15 protein-coding genes are annotated in these 16,762 nt (G+C 58.3%); 8 read left to right on the top strand and 7 right to left on the bottom strand.

Going from position 1 to position 16,762, the window contains the following annotated elements; all coding sequences use genetic code 11:
* Positions 1 to 125: 125 nt before the first annotated feature.
* The 3 genes from AB6K10_RS07390 to AB6K10_RS07380 all read left to right on the top strand — a co-directional run bounded on the left by AB6K10_RS07390 (position 126) and on the right by AB6K10_RS07380 (position 4,542).
* Entirely contained in the window at positions 126 to 518 is a 393-nt protein-coding gene (locus AB6K10_RS07390; RefSeq protein ID WP_167520871.1) for a septal ring lytic transglycosylase RlpA family protein, read from the top strand.
* A gap of 187 nt (positions 519 to 705) precedes the next feature.
* Positions 706 to 1,707, top strand: coding sequence for an NADP-dependent oxidoreductase (locus AB6K10_RS07385; protein ID WP_339118330.1), 1,002 nt, complete (start codon positions 706 to 708; stop codon positions 1,705 to 1,707).
* Positions 1,708 to 1,983: 276 nt separating this feature from the next.
* A complete protein-coding gene (locus AB6K10_RS07380) occupies positions 1,984 to 4,542 on the top strand; it encodes a glucose/quinate/shikimate family membrane-bound PQQ-dependent dehydrogenase (RefSeq protein ID WP_339118329.1) in 2,559 nt (852 codons plus the stop codon).
* Positions 4,543 to 4,765: 223 nt separating this feature from the next.
* Here the strand turns inward: AB6K10_RS07380 and AB6K10_RS07375 are convergent, their stop codons facing one another.
* The gene (locus AB6K10_RS07375; protein ID WP_339118328.1) at positions 4,766 to 6,808 is read right to left on the bottom strand and encodes a TonB-dependent receptor; all 2,043 of its coding nucleotides are present in this window, start codon (positions 6,806 to 6,808) and stop codon (positions 4,766 to 4,768) included.
* A gap of 186 nt (positions 6,809 to 6,994) precedes the next feature.
* Here AB6K10_RS07375 and AB6K10_RS07370 point away from each other — a divergent pair, with 186 nt between their 5' ends.
* Positions 6,995 to 7,168, top strand: a complete 174-nt coding sequence (locus AB6K10_RS07370) for a YqaE/Pmp3 family membrane protein (protein ID WP_044629799.1) — start codon at positions 6,995 to 6,997, stop codon at positions 7,166 to 7,168.
* Positions 7,169 to 7,256: 88 nt separating this feature from the next.
* Here AB6K10_RS07370 and AB6K10_RS07365 read toward each other — a convergent pair whose 3' ends face one another.
* Both AB6K10_RS07365 and AB6K10_RS07360 read right to left on the bottom strand, forming a co-directional pair.
* Entirely contained in the window at positions 7,257 to 7,733 is a 477-nt protein-coding gene (locus AB6K10_RS07365; RefSeq protein WP_305947055.1) for a nucleoside deaminase, read from the bottom strand.
* Between the two features lie 27 nt (positions 7,734 to 7,760).
* A complete protein-coding gene (locus tag AB6K10_RS07360; protein WP_339118327.1) occupies positions 7,761 to 9,026 on the bottom strand; it encodes a dicarboxylate/amino acid:cation symporter in 1,266 nt (421 codons plus the stop codon).
* A gap of 188 nt (positions 9,027 to 9,214) precedes the next feature.
* Between AB6K10_RS07360 and AB6K10_RS07355 the strand changes: the two genes are divergently transcribed.
* Both AB6K10_RS07355 and AB6K10_RS07350 read left to right on the top strand, forming a co-directional pair.
* A complete protein-coding gene (locus tag AB6K10_RS07355; RefSeq protein WP_159341309.1) occupies positions 9,215 to 9,430 on the top strand; it encodes a TIGR02450 family Trp-rich protein in 216 nt (71 codons plus the stop codon).
* A gap of 218 nt (positions 9,431 to 9,648) precedes the next feature.
* Entirely contained in the window at positions 9,649 to 9,855 is a 207-nt protein-coding gene (locus AB6K10_RS07350; RefSeq protein WP_009095703.1) for a cold-shock protein, read from the top strand.
* 107 nt (positions 9,856 to 9,962) lie between these two features.
* Here AB6K10_RS07350 and AB6K10_RS07345 read toward each other — a convergent pair whose 3' ends face one another.
* Together AB6K10_RS07345 and AB6K10_RS07340 are read right to left on the bottom strand one after the other, a co-directional pair.
* Positions 9,963 to 10,817, bottom strand: a complete 855-nt coding sequence (locus AB6K10_RS07345) for a putative RNA methyltransferase (RefSeq protein WP_339119604.1) — start codon at positions 10,815 to 10,817, stop codon at positions 9,963 to 9,965.
* Positions 10,817 to 11,587 carry a helix-turn-helix transcriptional regulator gene (locus tag AB6K10_RS07340; protein ID WP_339118326.1) on the bottom strand — a complete coding sequence of 257 codons (771 nt, stop codon included), beginning with the start codon at positions 11,585 to 11,587 and terminating at the stop codon, positions 10,817 to 10,819. Before AB6K10_RS07340 ends, AB6K10_RS07345 begins: the two co-directional genes overlap by 1 nt.
* 134 nt (positions 11,588 to 11,721) lie before the next feature.
* On the opposite strand from AB6K10_RS07340, the gene AB6K10_RS07335 reads away from it, so the two are divergent.
* Both AB6K10_RS07335 and AB6K10_RS07330 read left to right on the top strand, forming a co-directional pair.
* The gene (locus AB6K10_RS07335) at positions 11,722 to 15,192 is read left to right on the top strand and encodes an acyl-[ACP]--phospholipid O-acyltransferase (protein ID WP_339118325.1); all 3,471 of its coding nucleotides are present in this window, start codon (positions 11,722 to 11,724) and stop codon (positions 15,190 to 15,192) included.
* Between the two features lie 47 nt (positions 15,193 to 15,239).
* Positions 15,240 to 15,578, top strand: coding sequence for a DUF952 domain-containing protein (locus tag AB6K10_RS07330; protein WP_339118324.1), 339 nt, complete (start codon positions 15,240 to 15,242; stop codon positions 15,576 to 15,578).
* 35 nt (positions 15,579 to 15,613) lie between these two features.
* Here the strand turns inward: AB6K10_RS07330 and AB6K10_RS07325 are convergent, their stop codons facing one another.
* Positions 15,614 to 16,363, bottom strand: coding sequence for an RES family NAD+ phosphorylase (locus AB6K10_RS07325; protein WP_339118323.1), 750 nt, complete (start codon positions 16,361 to 16,363; stop codon positions 15,614 to 15,616).
* Positions 16,360 to 16,731 (bottom strand): MbcA/ParS/Xre antitoxin family protein, encoded by a 372-nt coding sequence (locus tag AB6K10_RS07320; protein WP_339118322.1) that lies wholly within the window; start codon positions 16,729 to 16,731, stop codon positions 16,360 to 16,362. The genes AB6K10_RS07325 and AB6K10_RS07320 overlap by 4 nt, the downstream gene beginning before the upstream one ends.
* Positions 16,732 to 16,762: the final 31 nt, after the last annotated feature.

Genomic DNA, 16,762 nt, shown 5'->3' with positions numbered 1-16,762 from the left:
TGGAGCTAATTGCGTCGATCTTCTTAAAGCTTGCCGACCTCCAGAGGGCAAGCTACTATCCATACGCCTATCGGCACCTCGTCAACGAATGCGGAGTCCGCTTTACGAACCACTGAGGTACTCCTATGGGAGACTATCTACGTACGATCCGAACGAGCGGTTTTGCTGTTTTATTGCTATTGCTCTTTGTCAATCAAGCAGTTGCCAGTCAAGCCGTAACGACCACAGAGTTACAAGAAGGGGTGGCTTCTTTTTACAGCGACCGCTTTCAAGGGGCCACCACCGCTAGTGGCGAGCCCTTCGACCAGCAGGCACTGACCGCAGCGCACCCTAGCCTGCCCTTCGGTACCAAAGTGCTGGTCACCCGCCCGGATACCGGGCAAGAAGTGGAAGTACTGATCAATGATCGCGGTCCGTTCGTCAAAGGACGCATCATCGACCTTTCCAAGCGGGCAGCGCGGGCACTCGGTATGATTCGCCGAGGGACGGCCCCCGTGATGATCACTCTGGTAGATTAACGGATAACACACCCGCAAGCGTGTGATACCCCTTAAACGATCAGCGTTGCCCCAGGGCAACCCCTGCTGAGCAAAGCGGCCCGTTCGGGCCGTTTTTTTTGGTGTGAACGTATGGCGAACTTGCAAGCGTGCTAATGGTCTCTACCCTGCAAGGAACGTTACGTTTACTTCAATGCAGGAGGCAGCCATGCAATCTCGTTTTTATACCCTCACCGACTACCCGACCGGCTTACCCAAGCGCGAGCTATTCTCCCTGGAGAGCCAAGCGTTACCCGAGTTAGAAGAGGGCGAAGTGCGTATTCGCAACCACTGGCTCTCGGTCGACCCTTACATGCGTGGTCGTATGAGCGGCGTGCACACCTACGTCGCCCCCTTCGAGCTTGGCAAGCCCATGGAGGGCGGTGCGATTGGTGAAGTCATCGCCTCGAACCACTCCAGCTTGAAAGTAGGCGATAAGGTGAGCCATATGGGCGGCTGGCGCGATGTCGCACAGTTGCCGGGGAACAGCGTGACGGCCCTTCCCGACACGAACGTGCCCGACCAAGCCTACCTAGGGGTGCTCGGCATGCCCGGCATGACCGCCTGGACAGGCCTCAACCTGATCGCCGAGTGCAAACCGGGCGATAATGTCCTCGTCAGTGCTGCCAGCGGCGCAGTGGGCTCCTTGGCCGTACAGCTAGCAAAAGCGAAAGGCTGCCACGTGGTGGGCATCGCGGGCGCTGCCCATAAGCTTGCTTGGTTGGAAACCCTCGGCGTCGAGCCGGTCAGCTACCGTGACCGCAGCGCGCAAGAGTTAAGCGATGCCATCAAGCTCGCCAGCCCCAACGGCATCGACGTCTATTTTGAGAACGTAGGTGGTATCTGCCTCGAAGCGGCGCTCAGCCAGCTCAACGAGGGAGCGCGCATTGCCGTCTGCGGCATGATCGACAGCTACAACGCCGAAGCGCCCACGCCGGGGCCAAATAACCTCTCGCAGCTCGTGGTTCGTAAGGCCAAAATGCAAGGGTTCATCGTGGCCGATCACTGGTCCAGCTACCGCTACTTTTTGAACGAGGTCGCGCCGCAGGTCGCCGATGGCAAGCTGGACTACAAAGAGACCGTTAAAGAGGGACTCGACAATACGCCCGATGCCTTCCTGGCGCTCTTTGAGGGGGGCAACACCGGTAAAATGCTGGTTAAGCTGAACTGATACGCCCTCCCCACAGGCAGGTTACGCTAGGTTAAATCTACCTATCATCGCTTCCCCTCCCTTCTAGCCGCGCTATGTTGAGTAGCGCGGCTTTTGGCATTGGTATCGATTAGCCAGCAAAGTATTAGACCAAAAGCGAATTGATTATTAAAATCACAGCTAATCAATGTGTGTTTTAACCCATCGGCCCTGCCGATGGGTTAGGGCACGTTGTGGAGCCGCCGCAGACCTTGTCGGTTAAGCGGCATCAACTCGTTGTTAAGAGGGGTTTACCTCATGGATGAACACACGCGTGCTCGCGGCAAATGGCCAGCCTTGGTGCTGGGTTTGCTGCTGGCGTTAGCTGGCATTGCACTTGCCGTAGGTGGCGGCCAACTGCTCATGCTAGGCGGTAGCGCCTACTACTTGATCGCTGGGGCGGGCTTAGTAGTGGCCGGGCTGCTGCTGGCCTTGCGCAAAGGGGCGGCACTTTGGCTGTACGCCCTCATTTTGTTCGCCACCCTGGTGTGGGCACTTTGGGAAGTCGGGCTGGATTGGTGGCAACTGGTACCTAGGGTCGCCATTCCCTGTCTCATCGGCATCATCATGCTGCTGCCGTGGTGGCGCAAACCGCTCAACTCGCGAGGTGGCAGCTTGGCGCTCATGGCCAGTATTGGCGCGGCGATCATCGTTGCTATTGCCAGCCAGTTTAGCTACCCAGGCACGGTGGAAGGCACCATCGAGTCCGCCAATAGCACCGAGGCCGTCAACCCAGCCCAGGTCGCGGGCGACGACTGGCCTGCCTACGGCGGTACCAATGCCGGCACCCACTACTCGTCACTCGACCAAATCACGCCCGAGAACGTTGGCGAACTGGAAGAAGTGTGGCGCATTCAAACCGGCGATGAACCCGGCCCCAACGCCCCGCCGGAAATTACCAACCAGAACACGCCGCTGAAAGTCAACGACAGCCTATATATCTGCACGTCGCATAGCCGTGCCATGGCGCTGTCACCGGAAACCGGCGAAACCCTTTGGGAGTTTGATCCCAATATCAGCACCATGGGCGCAGACGATTTCTCCGGCTGGGCCCACATGACCTGCCGCGGCCTCGCCTACTACGATGCGTCTAACTACGAAGCCTCGAACGACGACGCTGAAAACACAGACAGCAGCACTAACGATGGCACGGCGTCTGCGGAAGACGGCACGGCCACTCCTCGCGTGCTGTTCGATGACGGCAGCCAGTTCGACCTGGACCTGGCCTTCTTGCTCTTCATCAGCGGCCTAGGCGCCAGCCCAGCGTCCGATGACGGCGGTGAAGCGGCCATGCTAAGCGCCACGGACGTAATGTGCCCGCGCAGGCTCTACTTACCCACTGCCGATGCCCGCCTGATTGCGCTGAATGCCGATACCGGCGAGCGCTGCGAAAGCTTTGGCAACAACGGCGAAGTGGATCTCACCAATAACATTGGCGAGTTCTCCCCTGGCGGCTACTACTCCACCTCTCCGGCCACGGTGACGGAAGACTTGGTCATTTTGGGCGGCCACGTCACCGACAACAGCTCCATCGACGAGCCGTCCGGCGTGATCCGTGCCTTCGACGTGCATACCGGCGAGCTGGTGTGGAACTGGGACAGTGGCAACCCAGACGACACCGCCCCACTCGAAGAGGGAGAAACCTATACCCGCGGCTCTCCCAACGTGTGGGCACCGATCAGCGTCGATGAAGAATTGGGGCTCGTGTATCTGCCCATGGGCAATGCTACCCCGGATCAGTACGGCGCTGACCGCTCTGAAAACGATGAAACCTACAGCGCAGGGCTCGTAGCGCTGAATTTGGACGACGGCCAAGTGGCCTGGGTCTACCAGTTCGTTCACCACGACCTGTGGGACATGGACACCCCGGCTCAGCCGGTTCTGATCGACTTGGCAACTGAAAACGGCACCCAGCCTGCCGTCATTCAGCCCACCAAGCAGGGCAGCCTCTACGTGCTCAACCGGGAAACCGGCGAGCCCATCGTGCCGATCGAAGAAGTGCCCGCACCTCAGGGGGCCATTGAAGGCGACTGGACCGCAGAGACGCAGCCGCGTTCGGCGCTGAACCTGCTGCCACCGCCGCTCACCGAGCGGGATATGTGGGGCGCGTCACCGTTCGATCAGATGATGTGCCGCATCCAGTTCCGCTCGCTGCGCTACGAAGGCCAATACACGCCGCCCTCATTGGAAGGCAGCATCGTTTACCCGGGTAACGTGGGGGTAATGAACTGGGGTGGCGTTGCGGTCGATCCTGAGCGCCAGGCACTGTTTACCGGCGCGAAGTACCTCGCGTTCGTGTCTACGCTGGTGCCCCGTGACCAAGTCGAAGAGGGCCAAGGCTCCGCCAGCGAGCAAGGCCTACAGCCCAACGAAGGCGCACCCTATGCGGTAGAACTAGGCCCGCTGCTTTCCGTGTTGGGCTTACCTTGCCAAGCGCCCTCCTGGGGCGATGTGGCCGGTATCGACCTGCAGGATGCAGAAGTCGTGTGGAAACATCGCAACGGTACCACCCGCGACAGCATGCCCTTTGGCCTGCCGATTGGGTTGAACGTGGGCGTGCCCGCGCTGGGCGGCCCGCTGACCACCGCTGGCGGCGTCTCTTTCCTCAGCGGCACGCTGGACCAGTACCTGCGCGGCTACGACATCACCACGGGTGAAGAGCTCTACAAAGCGCGCTTACCCGCCGGTGGTCAAGCCACGCCGATGACCTATACCGGCGCCGACGGCCGCCAGTACGTGGTGGTGACAGCCGGTGGTCACGGCACCTTTGGCACCAAGATGGGTGACTACGTGATTGGCTACGCATTACCCGAGTAACCGCTAGCTCCACGGAGTCAGCTAGATAGAAAACGGGCGGCCATTGGCCGCCCGTTGTCATTAAGGTCATTCACGCACTTAAGGTGAGACGATCTGAGTAGCCCGTAGCGGGGGTCTTTCGCCATGGATGGCGAAAGTAGCGTCCAAGGAGGGATTCACAGCGCCCCCGCCTAGGGTTACTCAGATCGTAGGCACATCAAGCGATAACATCGATTTTTTCTGATTAAAAACTCAACTCTACGCCACCATAGACGCTGCGCCCTGGGGCGGGTTCGTAAAAGCGTCCAAAGGTGCCGTTCAAGCGCACATTGGCGTAGTGCTCTTCATCCAGCAGATTTCGCAGGCCCACATAGGCGCTTAGCCGAGTCTGTTGGCTCAGCTGCCAGCCGTCGCCCACCCGTAGGTTCACCAGCCAGTAGCTATCCACCGACGTCTCGTTGGCATTATCGGCCACCAAGTCACCGACGTATTCGGTCTCCAGCGTGGCGAAGCGCTCGTCGAGGTTCTCCCACGTTAGCTGGTTCACCCAGGTTTGTTCCGGCAGGCCGGGAATGCGGTTGCCATCGAAGCGTTCAGAAGGCGTGGCAAACTCGTCGAACTCGTAGCGCGCCAGGGTCAGCGCACTGTCCAAACGCCACTGGTCGGCCAACTGCCACCCCAGCGCCAGCTCGACACCATCACGATTGGTATCCCCGGCGTTCTGGTAGAACGTGCGGCCGCCTTCATCGTAGGGTACCAGCTCATCGCGCACACGGACGGAGAAGAGCGCGACATCGTAATCCAGCGCCAGCGGCTCGATGTAACCACGCAGCCCCACTTCACGGTTCCAGGCTTTTTGCGGCTCTACGCTGGGGTTGAAGCCACCGCCAGCGGGGTTGGCAAACTCAGAGAACGTCGGCGTCTCGAAGGCCGTGCCGGTATTGATATACGCTTGGTGCTGCGGGCGATAGCGGTAGCTCAGCCCGGCAGAGCCGCTCCACTCGTTGAAGGTGCGCTGGCCGCTCTGGTCACCGTCGGCAGCAAAATCGTCGTCGACATCGAGGTCTACACGGTCAAACCGCGCACCCAGCGACAGCGTCAGCGGCTCCGACAGCGCTAGATCTCCCTGAGCAAACACGCCAGTGGAGGTCGCAGTTTGGGTTTCATCGGCGAGCGGCTCGCCCACCACCCCTTGGGGATTCACATCGTTGCGGAAGCGGTCATCTTTCTGGCGTGCGGCATCCACCCCCACGATGTAATTCAGCGGCAGGCTGCCTAGCGTTACCTCGTGGTGATACTCTGCGCTAGCGCCCATGTAATCGCGCTGATAGCCCAGGCGGCTGCTGCCCACGAACGGTAGCTGTTGCTCAAAATCCCGCTGAGCGATAAAGCCTTTCAGGTACAGCTCGCCCTCCCCTGCGGACAAATCCTCGTATTGAAGGCCAATCAACTGCTGGTCGACGGTTTGACCGGCATCCAGCGCCAGCGAGTTCGGTGCGGCTTGGTCGCGCCCTTCGGCCACCTCGCGGGCGTTGAGCGCGCCGGGGTCTTCCGAACGCGGGTTGTCCAGCAAGTTGATGATGGCGGTGAGTGCCCGATCGCTGCCCAGCTCACGGCGCAGCTTGGCATTGAGCAGATACTTCTCGGTGGAACTCTGCTCCCGGTAGCCATCTACGTTCAGCGCAGTGAGGCTGATATGGTGCGACCAATCCCCCTGCACGCCGCCATTTTGCAGCGCCATTTTCTGGTAGCCATCGCTACCGGCGCCCATACGCAGCCGAGTGCCGGGGTTGTCGCGTCCATCGGCGGTGGTGATGTCGATCACGCCACCCGCCGCGTTGCCGTAGAGCACCGAGGACGGCCCGCGAATGACCTCAATGCGCTCAGCGCTATCCAAATCAATCGCATCTAGCTGGGCCTGCCCATCCGGCAGCGTGTAGGGAATGCCGTCCACCATCACCGTAATGCCTCGCACCCCAAACGGCGCACGGGCACCAAAGCCGCGAATTGAAATACGTTGCCCTTGGGCAAAATTATCGCGGTTCTGCAGGAAAACGCCCGGCACCCGGTTGAGCGACTCATCCAAACGCACCCGCTGCTGGCCTTGGGCAATGGCGTCTTGCTCTATCGTCGAGACCGCAGCAGGCGTGGCGTAAATCTCACGCGCCAAGCGCGGTGCGCTGACTTCTACAGTGGGCAGTACGGCTTCTGTATCGGTTTGTGCCCATACGGGGGCGGAAAAAGCGGTGCTGAGTAACAATAATGAAGGAGGGAGATAGCGAGTCATGGCATCCTTTCCAATGAAAAATCCCAATGAATCATCAGTGAGCGTTCAACGTCATGACGCCCGACGGGGAACGACCCCGTAAAATGATGGTCGTAAGATGAACCGGCTCATTAGCCAAGTGTAGGGAATCGTTCTACACTGGCGGCTGGGCAACATTATACTAACGGTGTAAGCAAAGGAGGCTACATGGCGTTTACCGCGACTGACCCGATCAAGATGATTTTTGCGGTTATCTTTCCCCCGCTAGGGGTGTTTTTTGAGGTCGGTTTCAAAGGACACTTTTGGCTCAATATCCTGCTGACGCTCTTTGGCTTCATTCCAGGCATCATTCACGCCTTTTACGTCATATTGAAGCACTAGCCTCTTTCATTGCGTGATCAGTTTAACAAACGCCGCCTTGCATTGCGCAAGGCGGCGTTTTCGTTTAACTCTGGTTGAAACGGCGTAGCTACTTGCCGTGCAGGCGTCGATGCAACGCGTGTACTTGCTCGTCCAACCCAGGTACCGGGCCATCTACCTCAAGCCCTGGCACCACGTCGTTGATCGGTAGCGTAGCCACTGGCGGCGGTGCTACGCCCCACTCAACCAGCCACTGCCCTAGCTGCTCGGTCGAGCTGACGTAAACGATCCGCCCCAGCCCTACCCAGCCATGGGCCGCCGCACACATGGGGCAGTGCTCCCCGGAGGTATACACCGTGGCGGCTGCACGCTCTTCCGGTGATAGGTGATTGGCTGCCCAGCGGGCTAACGCAAACTCAGGGTGCTGCGTGGCGTCGCCTCCGGCAATACGGTTGCGGTCTTCCGCCAGTATCTCGCCCTGGGCGCTGACTAATACGCTGCCAAAGGGTTCATCACCGGCATTGAGCGCCTCTTCGGCCAGCGCCACGGCGCGTTCCAGGTAGCGGTACTCATGATCGTGAATCATGGCTTCCTCCTATCGCTCCAACGCGAATCAAGCGTTCTCCACCGCGTGGCCGCCTTCTTCATCAGGCGCTTCAGCCAGCGTATGCCCTTCACTTCGGGCAATCACGGTCGTGCCGACCAAGTCTCCCGTGACATTCAGCGCCGTTGCCCCCATGCCTACCAGGGCATCAATGGCGGTGAGTAGCGCCACGGTTTCGATGGGCAGGCCTACTTGGGCAAACACGGTGGCGATCATGATGATGCCCGCCCCCGGCACCCCGGCCGTGCCTACCGTGACCAGCGTGCCGATCAGCACGATCTGCACCATGCTCATCAAGTCCAGAGGTGCGCCAATCACGTTGGCGGCAAACACCGCTGAAATGGCAATACGGATCGCGGCACCGTCCATATTGAGCGTTGCTCCCAGGGGCAGGCTAAAGCCATAAATGCTTTTCGGGATGCCCAACCGCTGCGCAGCATTGATCGTGATGGGCAGCGTACCGGAGCTGCTTTGCGTGGCGAAGGCAGTGGCCATCGGCGTGCGCGCCTCACTAAAAAAGCTGCGTAATTTCACGCCAAACAGCAGCATCACCGCGCAGTAGATCAACAGCTGTGCGCCGAGCGCGATGTACAGCACCATCACCATGTCACCCAGCGAAAGAAGCGTTTCCATCCCCTGCTGACTCACCGTTTCAGCAACGATGGCAAAGACGCCAATGGGCACGAAATGCAGCACCCCCGACATCACTTTCAGAGTGACCTCGTTTAATCCTTCGATAACTTGATAAAGCTGCTCGCCAAGCGCGTGCTGCTGCTCGGATTGGCGCATTTTCAACAGCGCGATCCCGAATACCAGCGCGGTAAAGATGATGCCCAGCATATTGAGTTCGGCAAAGGCGGCCACGATATTGCCCGGCACGATATTGAGCAGCGCATCGACCACGCCTGGGTTGTCTGGCACTGAAAAACTCGCGCTGTCGATGAGCGTCATGCCGCTGCCCGGGCTGAACAGCGTGGCAACGGACAGGCCCACCGTAATGGCCAGCGCCGAAGAGCCTAAGTAGTAAAGGAACACCTTGCCGCCCACGCGGCCGGCACTGCCTTCCCGTGATTGGTTCACCCCCACCATGAGAGTGAACAGCACGATCGGGACGATCAGAAACGTCAGTAGCCGAAGCAGCAAATCCCCCAAGGGAGCTAGCCACACGGCCACCTCGTCACCGCCCACGATGCCCACCAGCACGCCCAGTACCAGCGCAACAGTGACGCGGAGGATGAGCGATGCTTGAAGATAGCGTTTCCAGAGATATGTCATTGAATGTCCTGTCGATGTAAATCCGTGGAACCAACCATGGCATGAAACATCACTATTGGTTACCGAAACAGAGGGAGCGTCGGGTGAGCCCTCTCACGCCAATGAAATAGCTTAACACGCCCTTTATGACGACTATCATAGGCCCCCTTCGCCAACGTTGCCGCTCTGCTTACCTAACTGGAGTCTCGATGAATAACATCAACCCTAACAAGCTACACCACAGCAAATGGACAGCCGTAACGCCACGTCATAAGGAGAAGCACTTCATCGTGACGCAACTGCTCCGCGATGAAGAGGAGAACGTCGTGGATGTCGTGCTCGAAGCGGTTCACTCCCACCGAGAGAGCACGCTGCCATGGCAAGCGCTCAAAGATGACAGCCTTTGGAAAATGGGCTGGAAGTAATCCGTGGCCGGCGGGCAGTCAGAAAATAAACGCGAAAGGCTTTGACCTAGCCCCAGAAGCATGACACTGTAGCGTCAGTTGGTTAGCAAGCAGCATGGTTTCAGAAGCGTACGATCTTTTTCGGCAGCCTGATATTGTATTCCTTGTTTCACCCGCTACTTCATCTGGGTAATACCAGGAACTTTACGACGGCGCATTAGCGCGAAAGGATCTACACAATGGCAACTGGCACAGTTAAATGGTTTAACGACACCAAAGGCTTCGGTTTCATCGCTCCTTCTGACGGTGGCGACGACCTGTTTGCACACTTCTCTGAAATTCAGTCCGACGGCTTCAAAACCCTGCAAGAAGGCGCTAACGTCTCTTTCGACGTTACCCAGGGTAAAAAAGGCCTTCAGGCTTCTAACATCAAGCAAATCTCCTAAGTCCTATCTTTTTAGATAGCACTGAAAAGTTTGCTAGAACCCTCACCCACTAGGTGAACGGTTCGAACAGAAAGGCCCGCCTCGGCGGGCTTTTCTGCGTTTGGGTATTAAATCCTCTCCCATACGATCAGTTGAGCATCAATAGTCAGCGTGAGCTGCTCCAAGTTAGCTGCTCGCTCGCGCCCCTCCGCACTGGCACGATACAAATGCGGCGTCATGGTCAGCAAATCGTGGATAACGTCTGCCCCTTCTAGTGAAATAGCGTAGCTAATCTGCTCGGAAGCTCGGTGAGCAAACCCTTCCGGTACATCAGGCGCTTTCTCACGTGCAGGTTTTAAGGTGGGATAAATAATTTCCCGTAGCTCGCGCAGGTGCTCCGGCCCTGCTTCTACTTGCAGCAGCTGCCCGCCCGGCTTAAGCACGCGTGCAAACTCGCTATACACCGGAAAGCCAAACATACACAGCACGCTATTCAGCGTTGCCGACTGCACCGGCAATTGGGCGTTACTGCCCACTACCCAACGGCTGATAGGTGCGTGCTTATCGTCTTGCTTCGCCGCCGACTGCACTGCCCACTTCGAGATATCCAACCCCATCAGTGACAGCGCCTGCAACTCGGGCATGTATTGGGACAGTTGGCGCAGGTAGTAACCCTCGCCACAGCCTGCATCCAGGCAGCTGTACGTGTCTGGCTGCTCACAGTGGTGCCTCACCGCCTGGCTCAGCGCCTTTGCTATAGGCGCATAGTCACCCGCCGCCAAAAAGCGCTGGCGTGCGGCCACCATGGCTTTGCTGTCACCAGGGTCGGTGGAGCGTTTCTGCTGTACAGGTAGCAGGTTGATATAGCCTTGTTTCGCCACATCGAAACTGTGGTTTGAGGCACACCGCCACGTGCCGCCTTCCAAATGGAGCGGTTCGCCGTCTAACGGGCAGGCCAGGGCCTGAAAAGGGGTACGATGGATCACAAAGAAGTCTCGTTGGGGCGTTTGTTGGGCATGGAAGCGCGGGACACATCCTTGAACAGCGTGGATTGCCACTGGCGAACCGCCAGCACCGAGGTGGTGCCAAAGCGCTGATGAAGGGGCAGGCTGCTTTCCCGTTCGCATAAGGCGTGAAACTCGTTCGCCAGGCGCTGCATGATTTGCTGCCATTCGGCGCTGCCCGCCTGGGAAAGCAAGCCATTCAACACCATGAGCTTTTCGGTGTCGCGATCAAAGCGCGACTGGAAAAACTCAGTGGCAATATGCTGCTGGAAAAACTGCTGAATCGGCCCGCCAGGACGCCAGCGAAAATTAGCCGCCACGCGCTGGCGAATACGGTTCCCCGGCAACAGCTCGATCAGCTTTAACTGCTCAAGCGTGAGCAGATGGCGAATACACTGCGCCTCGCTCAGCCGATACTGGTGGTGAATCTCTTCGAAGCGGTAGCCGTTAATCACGCACACCGCGACCAAAAACAACTCGCGGTCATCGACGATGCGCTGCTCTTGCGCTTGGGTCAGCTCCTGCACCCGCTGCTCGTCGGCCTGCATGGCGCTGATCAATTCGGCGAATTCCAGGTTAAGCTGGTCGCAAATCACCTCTAGGCGCTCTAAGGTAACGTGCTTATCGGCGAATAGCCGCTTCACCGAGGCTTCGCTAAGCCCAAGCCAGCGGGCCACATCGGCATACGTGTAGCCTTGGGCGCGCAGTTGGCGCTTCAGCGTATCGACCAGCGCACTTGTTTGGCTCACAGGGCCTCCGACGCTTAAAAGTAGCGTATAACGATACCGGAAAGCCTATATAACTCAACTTGAACGGTGAGCGTTGCAACACTCACCCCGTTTGCCGACAGTGCGTTAACTTTCGGCGACTAAGGCGACACACCATGCAACCTTTGCTGCGCATCGCGGGCGCTTGGCCCTACTTGATGGCCATCTTTCTCAATGCCTTTGTAGATCTCGGGCACAAAATCGTCATTCAGAATACGATTTTCAAAAGCTACGATGGCGCGACCCAGGTCGTGCTTACCGCCCTGGTGAATGGGCTAATTCTGCTGCCGTTCATTCTCCTCTTCAGCCCAGCAGGCCATATTGCCGACAGCACTCCCAAAGTACGTGTGCTAAGGCTCTCCGCCTGGGCGGCGGTGGCGGTATCGCTGGGGATCACGGCCGCTTATTATCAAGGCTGGTTCTGGCTCGCTTTTGCGATGACGCTGCTGCTGGCTATTCAGTCTGCATTCTACTCACCCGCCAAGTACGGCCTAGTGAAAGGGCTGTTTGGTAAACCCCGGCTAGCCGAAGCCAACGGGCTAGTGCAGGCGGTTACCATTGGCGCGATCTTGGCCGGCACGGTGGCGTTTACCGCCCTGTTTGAACACTGGGTCACCCCCAGCGCCAGCACGCCAAGCGACCTGCTGCGCCATATCGCCCCGCTGGGCTGGCTACTGGTGCTTAACAGCGGCCTTCAGGTCGTCGCCCTTTATCGGCTCCCACTGGATGAAGCACAGCCTGCGGCTACCCCGCTCACCTGGGCACGCTACCGCAGCGGCACTGCGTTAAAAGAGAATCTACGCATTCTTGCCCGCCAGCCGGTGCTGCGCCTCTCCATCATTGGGTTGGCGACGTTCTGGTCGGTGGGGCAAGTGCTGCTGGCCGCTTTTCCCGCCTATGCCAAAGAGGCGCTCAGCATTGAGAACACGCTGGTGCTGCAAGCCATTCTCGCCGCCAGCGGTATCGGCATCGCTCTCGGCTCGCTGTTAGCCAGCAAGCTCTCCCGCAACCGTATTGAAACCGGGTTGATTCCGCTGGGTGCTGTCGGTGTCGCCGTCGGGCTTTGGTGCCTTCCTCTCCTCACCACGCCCACCAGCCAAGCGCTCAACTTTGTGTTCATCGGCATGATGGGCGGGCTATTTATCGTGCCGCTCAACGCATTGATCCAGTTTCATGCGTCGGACCACGAGCTAGGCACCGTGCTGGCCGCCAATAACTGGATCCAAAACCTGTCGATGCTGGGCTTTTTGGTGCTCACCGCGCTGTTCGCGCTGGCGGGGGTCGATAGCCATTACCTGCTGCTATTGGTCGCTAGCGTGGCGATGGTGGGCGGCGGCTACACCATTTTCAAACTGCCCCAGAGCCTAGTGCGCTTCATTCTCAGCTTCCTGCTTACCCGCCGTTACCGCGTAGACGTTCACGGGCTAGAAAACCTGCCCGCCCAAGGCGGCGTGCTGCTGCTGGGCAACCACATCAGTTGGGTAGACTGGGCGATGGTGCAAATTGCCAGCCCGCGCCCAGTGCGATTCGTGATGCTGAAAAACATCTACCAGCGCTGGTACCTACGCTGGTTCTTTAAAGCGCTGGGCTGCATTCCCATTGAGCGCGGCGCTGGGGCCGAAAACGCGCTGGCCGCCGTGGCCGAGCAGCTCAACGCAGGGGAAGTGGTTTGCCTGTTTCCCGAAGGAGCGATTAGCCGCAACGGCCAGCTGGGCGAGCTACGCCGAGGCTACGAGCGCGCCTGCAAACACGCCCACCCAGACGTGCGCATCGTGCCTTTTTACCTGCGTGGCCTGTGGGGCAGCCAATTCTCCCGCTCGTCTAGCAAACTCAAAGAGCTACGCAATGCGCCGCTGCACCGCTCGGTGGTAGTCGACTTTGGTAAACCGCTGCCCAAAGCCACCCCCGCCGACGTACTCAAACGGCGTATCTTCGAGCAGGCGACCCACTCGTGGCAACACGCCATGGAGGAGCTGCCTTCGCTGCCTGAGGCCTGGATCAACAGTGTCAAACGCAGCCCAAGCGCCCCGGCGCTGGCCGACACTTTGAGTCGCCCACTCAACGCTGGCCAAGCGCTCACCGCTAGCCTGCTGCTCGCCAAGCGCTTTCGCCACCGCAGCCTCAACGAATCGACGCTTGGCCTACTGCTGCCTACCAGCACTGCTGGGGTACTGGCCAATATGGCCACACTGCTCGCGGGTAAAACGCTGGTGAACTTGAACTACACCGCCAGCCAAGCTGCCCTTGCCTCTGCGCTGCAGCAAGCCGATATTCGCACCGTCGTCACCGCGCGCCGCTTTGTGGAAAAGCTGAGCCAGCGGGGGCTGGCAGTGGACTCGCTGCTGGAAGGCAAGCAGGTGATCTATTTGGAAGATCTACAGGCGGGGATCTCCCGGTTTGAGCGCGTCAGTACGTTTCTTGCCGTGCGCCTGCTGCCCGCTTGGTTGTTACAGGCGCTGTTCTGCTATGGCCGGGATGCGGACGCCACGGCGGCCATTCTGTTCTCCAGCGGCAGCGAAGGGCAGCCCAAGGGCGTGATGCTGAGCCACCGCAACCTGATGGCCAATATCAAACAGACCTCCGACGTGCTCAATACCCAGCACGACGATGTGGTCATGGCCTCGCTGCCGCTCTTTCACGCGTTCGGTTTTACCGTCACCCAGCTACTGCCATTGATCGAAGGACTGCCGCTGGTTAGTCACGCCGACCCCACCGATGCCCCAGGCGTCGCCAACGCGGTGGCCAAGCATAAAGCCACCATTATGTTCGGAACCTCCAGCATGCTACGCCTGTTCAACCGCAGCCCAAAGGTACAGCCCGCCATGCTGGAAAGCCTGCGTGTTGTGGTGGCTGGTGCCGAGAAACTGGATGACAGCGTACGTGAAGGGTTTGCGCACAAATTCAATAAGGCAATTTATGAAGGCTACGGCGCGACAGAAACCGCTCCAGTGGCGGCCGTTAACCTACCCGACGCCGTCGGCGTTCACTACCAGCAGGTTCAAAAAGGCAATAAGCCCGGCACCGTGGGTATGCCGCTCCCCGGCACCAGCATTAAGGTCGTCGATCCAGAGAGCTTCGAAGAGCTACCCACTAACGAGCCAGGCATGATTGTGATTAGCGGGCCGCAGGTGATGCAGGGCTATCTCAACGACCCTCAGCGCACCGAACAGGCCCTCAAAAGCTTCGACGGCCAGCGCTGGTACGTTACCGGCGATAAAGGGTTTATTGATGAAGATGGCTTTTTAACACTGATCGACCGCTACGCCCGTTTTGCCAAAATCGGCGGCGAAATGGTCAGCCTCAGCGCCGTCGAAGCCGCGGTCAGAGCGGTCGTCGACGACCCCGACATACCGCTGATGGCCGTCAGCCTGCCCGATGCAAACAAAGGCGAGCGCATCGTCCTACTGAGCGAAGCAGCGCTGGACGCCAAAACGCTCAAAACCGCCCTGCGCAGCCACGGCACGCCCGCGTTAATGATTCCCAGCGACTGGCTCACCGTGGAAGAGATACCCCGTTTAGGGTCAGGAAAAGCAGACTTTGCTGGCGCGAAACGGCTTGCCGAAGCGCAGTTTAATAGCACAACCTAAGAAGCAGGCTAACCTAAGCAAGAGTACTTAACGTATTAGGAGTGTTTATGCCTCTATTCAGAGTAGTAAGTCGCACTACCTGGGATCAAACGCAGCAGCAGGGCTTTGTCCCCCGCTGCGGGAATGACCACAAAAACGATTGTGTACACCTGAATTTAGAAGAGGCGGTTTTATATACAGCCAACAAGTATTTCTCTCATGAAGAGGCACCGTTGGTATTGGAAATAGACGAACCAGCGGTCAGCCACTGTTTAAAGTGGCTGCCTCCCAATGAGGAGCAGCCCTGGCAACGGCCAAGGGCACACATCGACAACTTACCGCAATCCGCCATCCTGTCAGCAAGGCCTTTGGCCTATCAGGCAGGATCATGGCACTGGCCAAGCTAGTGCTTTACCTGGATAAACAAGACGGGCAATACCCTTTACGCCGGAAACGGCAAACCGCCTCGATAGAGAAACTCACTCAGTTCAAAGGTCGTTACCCCAGCGGCATCTTTGCGCTTGAAAGAGACTTGATCGGCAGTCGTAACACAAAACCACGACTGCATATCGGCAGGCTGCTGTTGGGTGAGCGCGCTGGGTGTGAACAAACCTACACAGCTGCCGCCCGCAGGGTCTCTAGCTGACGCATATTCGAACGCTTCTACTCCTGCGGCTCGCATGGCGCTGCCTACTTGTTGGCAAGGGGCATACTCCACGGGATGCCTTAACACTGCTTGATGCTTGGCAAAAACTTCTGAGTTCAGTGTTACTCCCTTCGTAACGGCGTAGCCCACCGAAAATAGCGTGTGCTCTGAACGTAGAGAGTCCGCCGCTGGCGTGCCTTCCATTGAGTACCAAAACACCCAACGATAGTAGGCAGACTCAGCGAGAGTCGTCGGTATCGTTTGCCCACCGTAGAAGATGCTAGGCTCATGGACACGGCCAAACCGAGACCCCCATTTTAGGGGCGGATATCGAAAAGGCGTTTTTAACAGGTAGTGAAGGTCGCGCTCCTGCGTAGGATAGGGAGGCTTGGCCGTTTCGAGCAGTGCTTCCAATATTTCCTGCTCTTCTAACGTATCGACGTAGCTTAGTGTCGCGACTTGCTCCTGGCTCTCAACCAATCGATACAGCGTGCCGGAAATAGGCGCTATATGGCTTGTGCCATCACAGCGTTCCCAAATGCTCACACCTTGCCCCGCATCCCATCAACGAATCTAAGGACTGCGAACAGCCCCTCTAGCCGTGTGACTTGTTCAGCAGGCACGCCCCCCGTGGCACGGTTGGGCGTGCGCATAAAGTGCTGAATCCATAATTGATCTCCTCCCGTCAAGGCGAACAGCGCTCGCGCTAAACGAATCAGCAGTAGCGCCAGCTCGCCTTGTTTAGAGTTTGGGTCAAGCTTCAGATTTTTCTTTAGCTGCGTAATGGTGGTGCGGTGTACCCCTAGCACGTCAGCTAACGCTGATTGCGATAACCTCAATTGCTCAGCAGCACGTAGCACCGCTTTCGCGAGTACCTGATCAGGCGTCGACCTAGATTGAGCAAGCGCAGGCATGCAGCACCTCAAGATGATGAATTCACATCAA

Source organism: Halomonas sp. BMC6 (assembly GCF_964204995.1).
Taxonomy (GTDB): domain Bacteria; phylum Pseudomonadota; class Gammaproteobacteria; order Pseudomonadales; family Halomonadaceae; genus Vreelandella.
The sequence above is the reverse complement of the archived record's forward strand: the minus strand, read 5'-3'. Positions and strand labels throughout refer to the sequence as shown.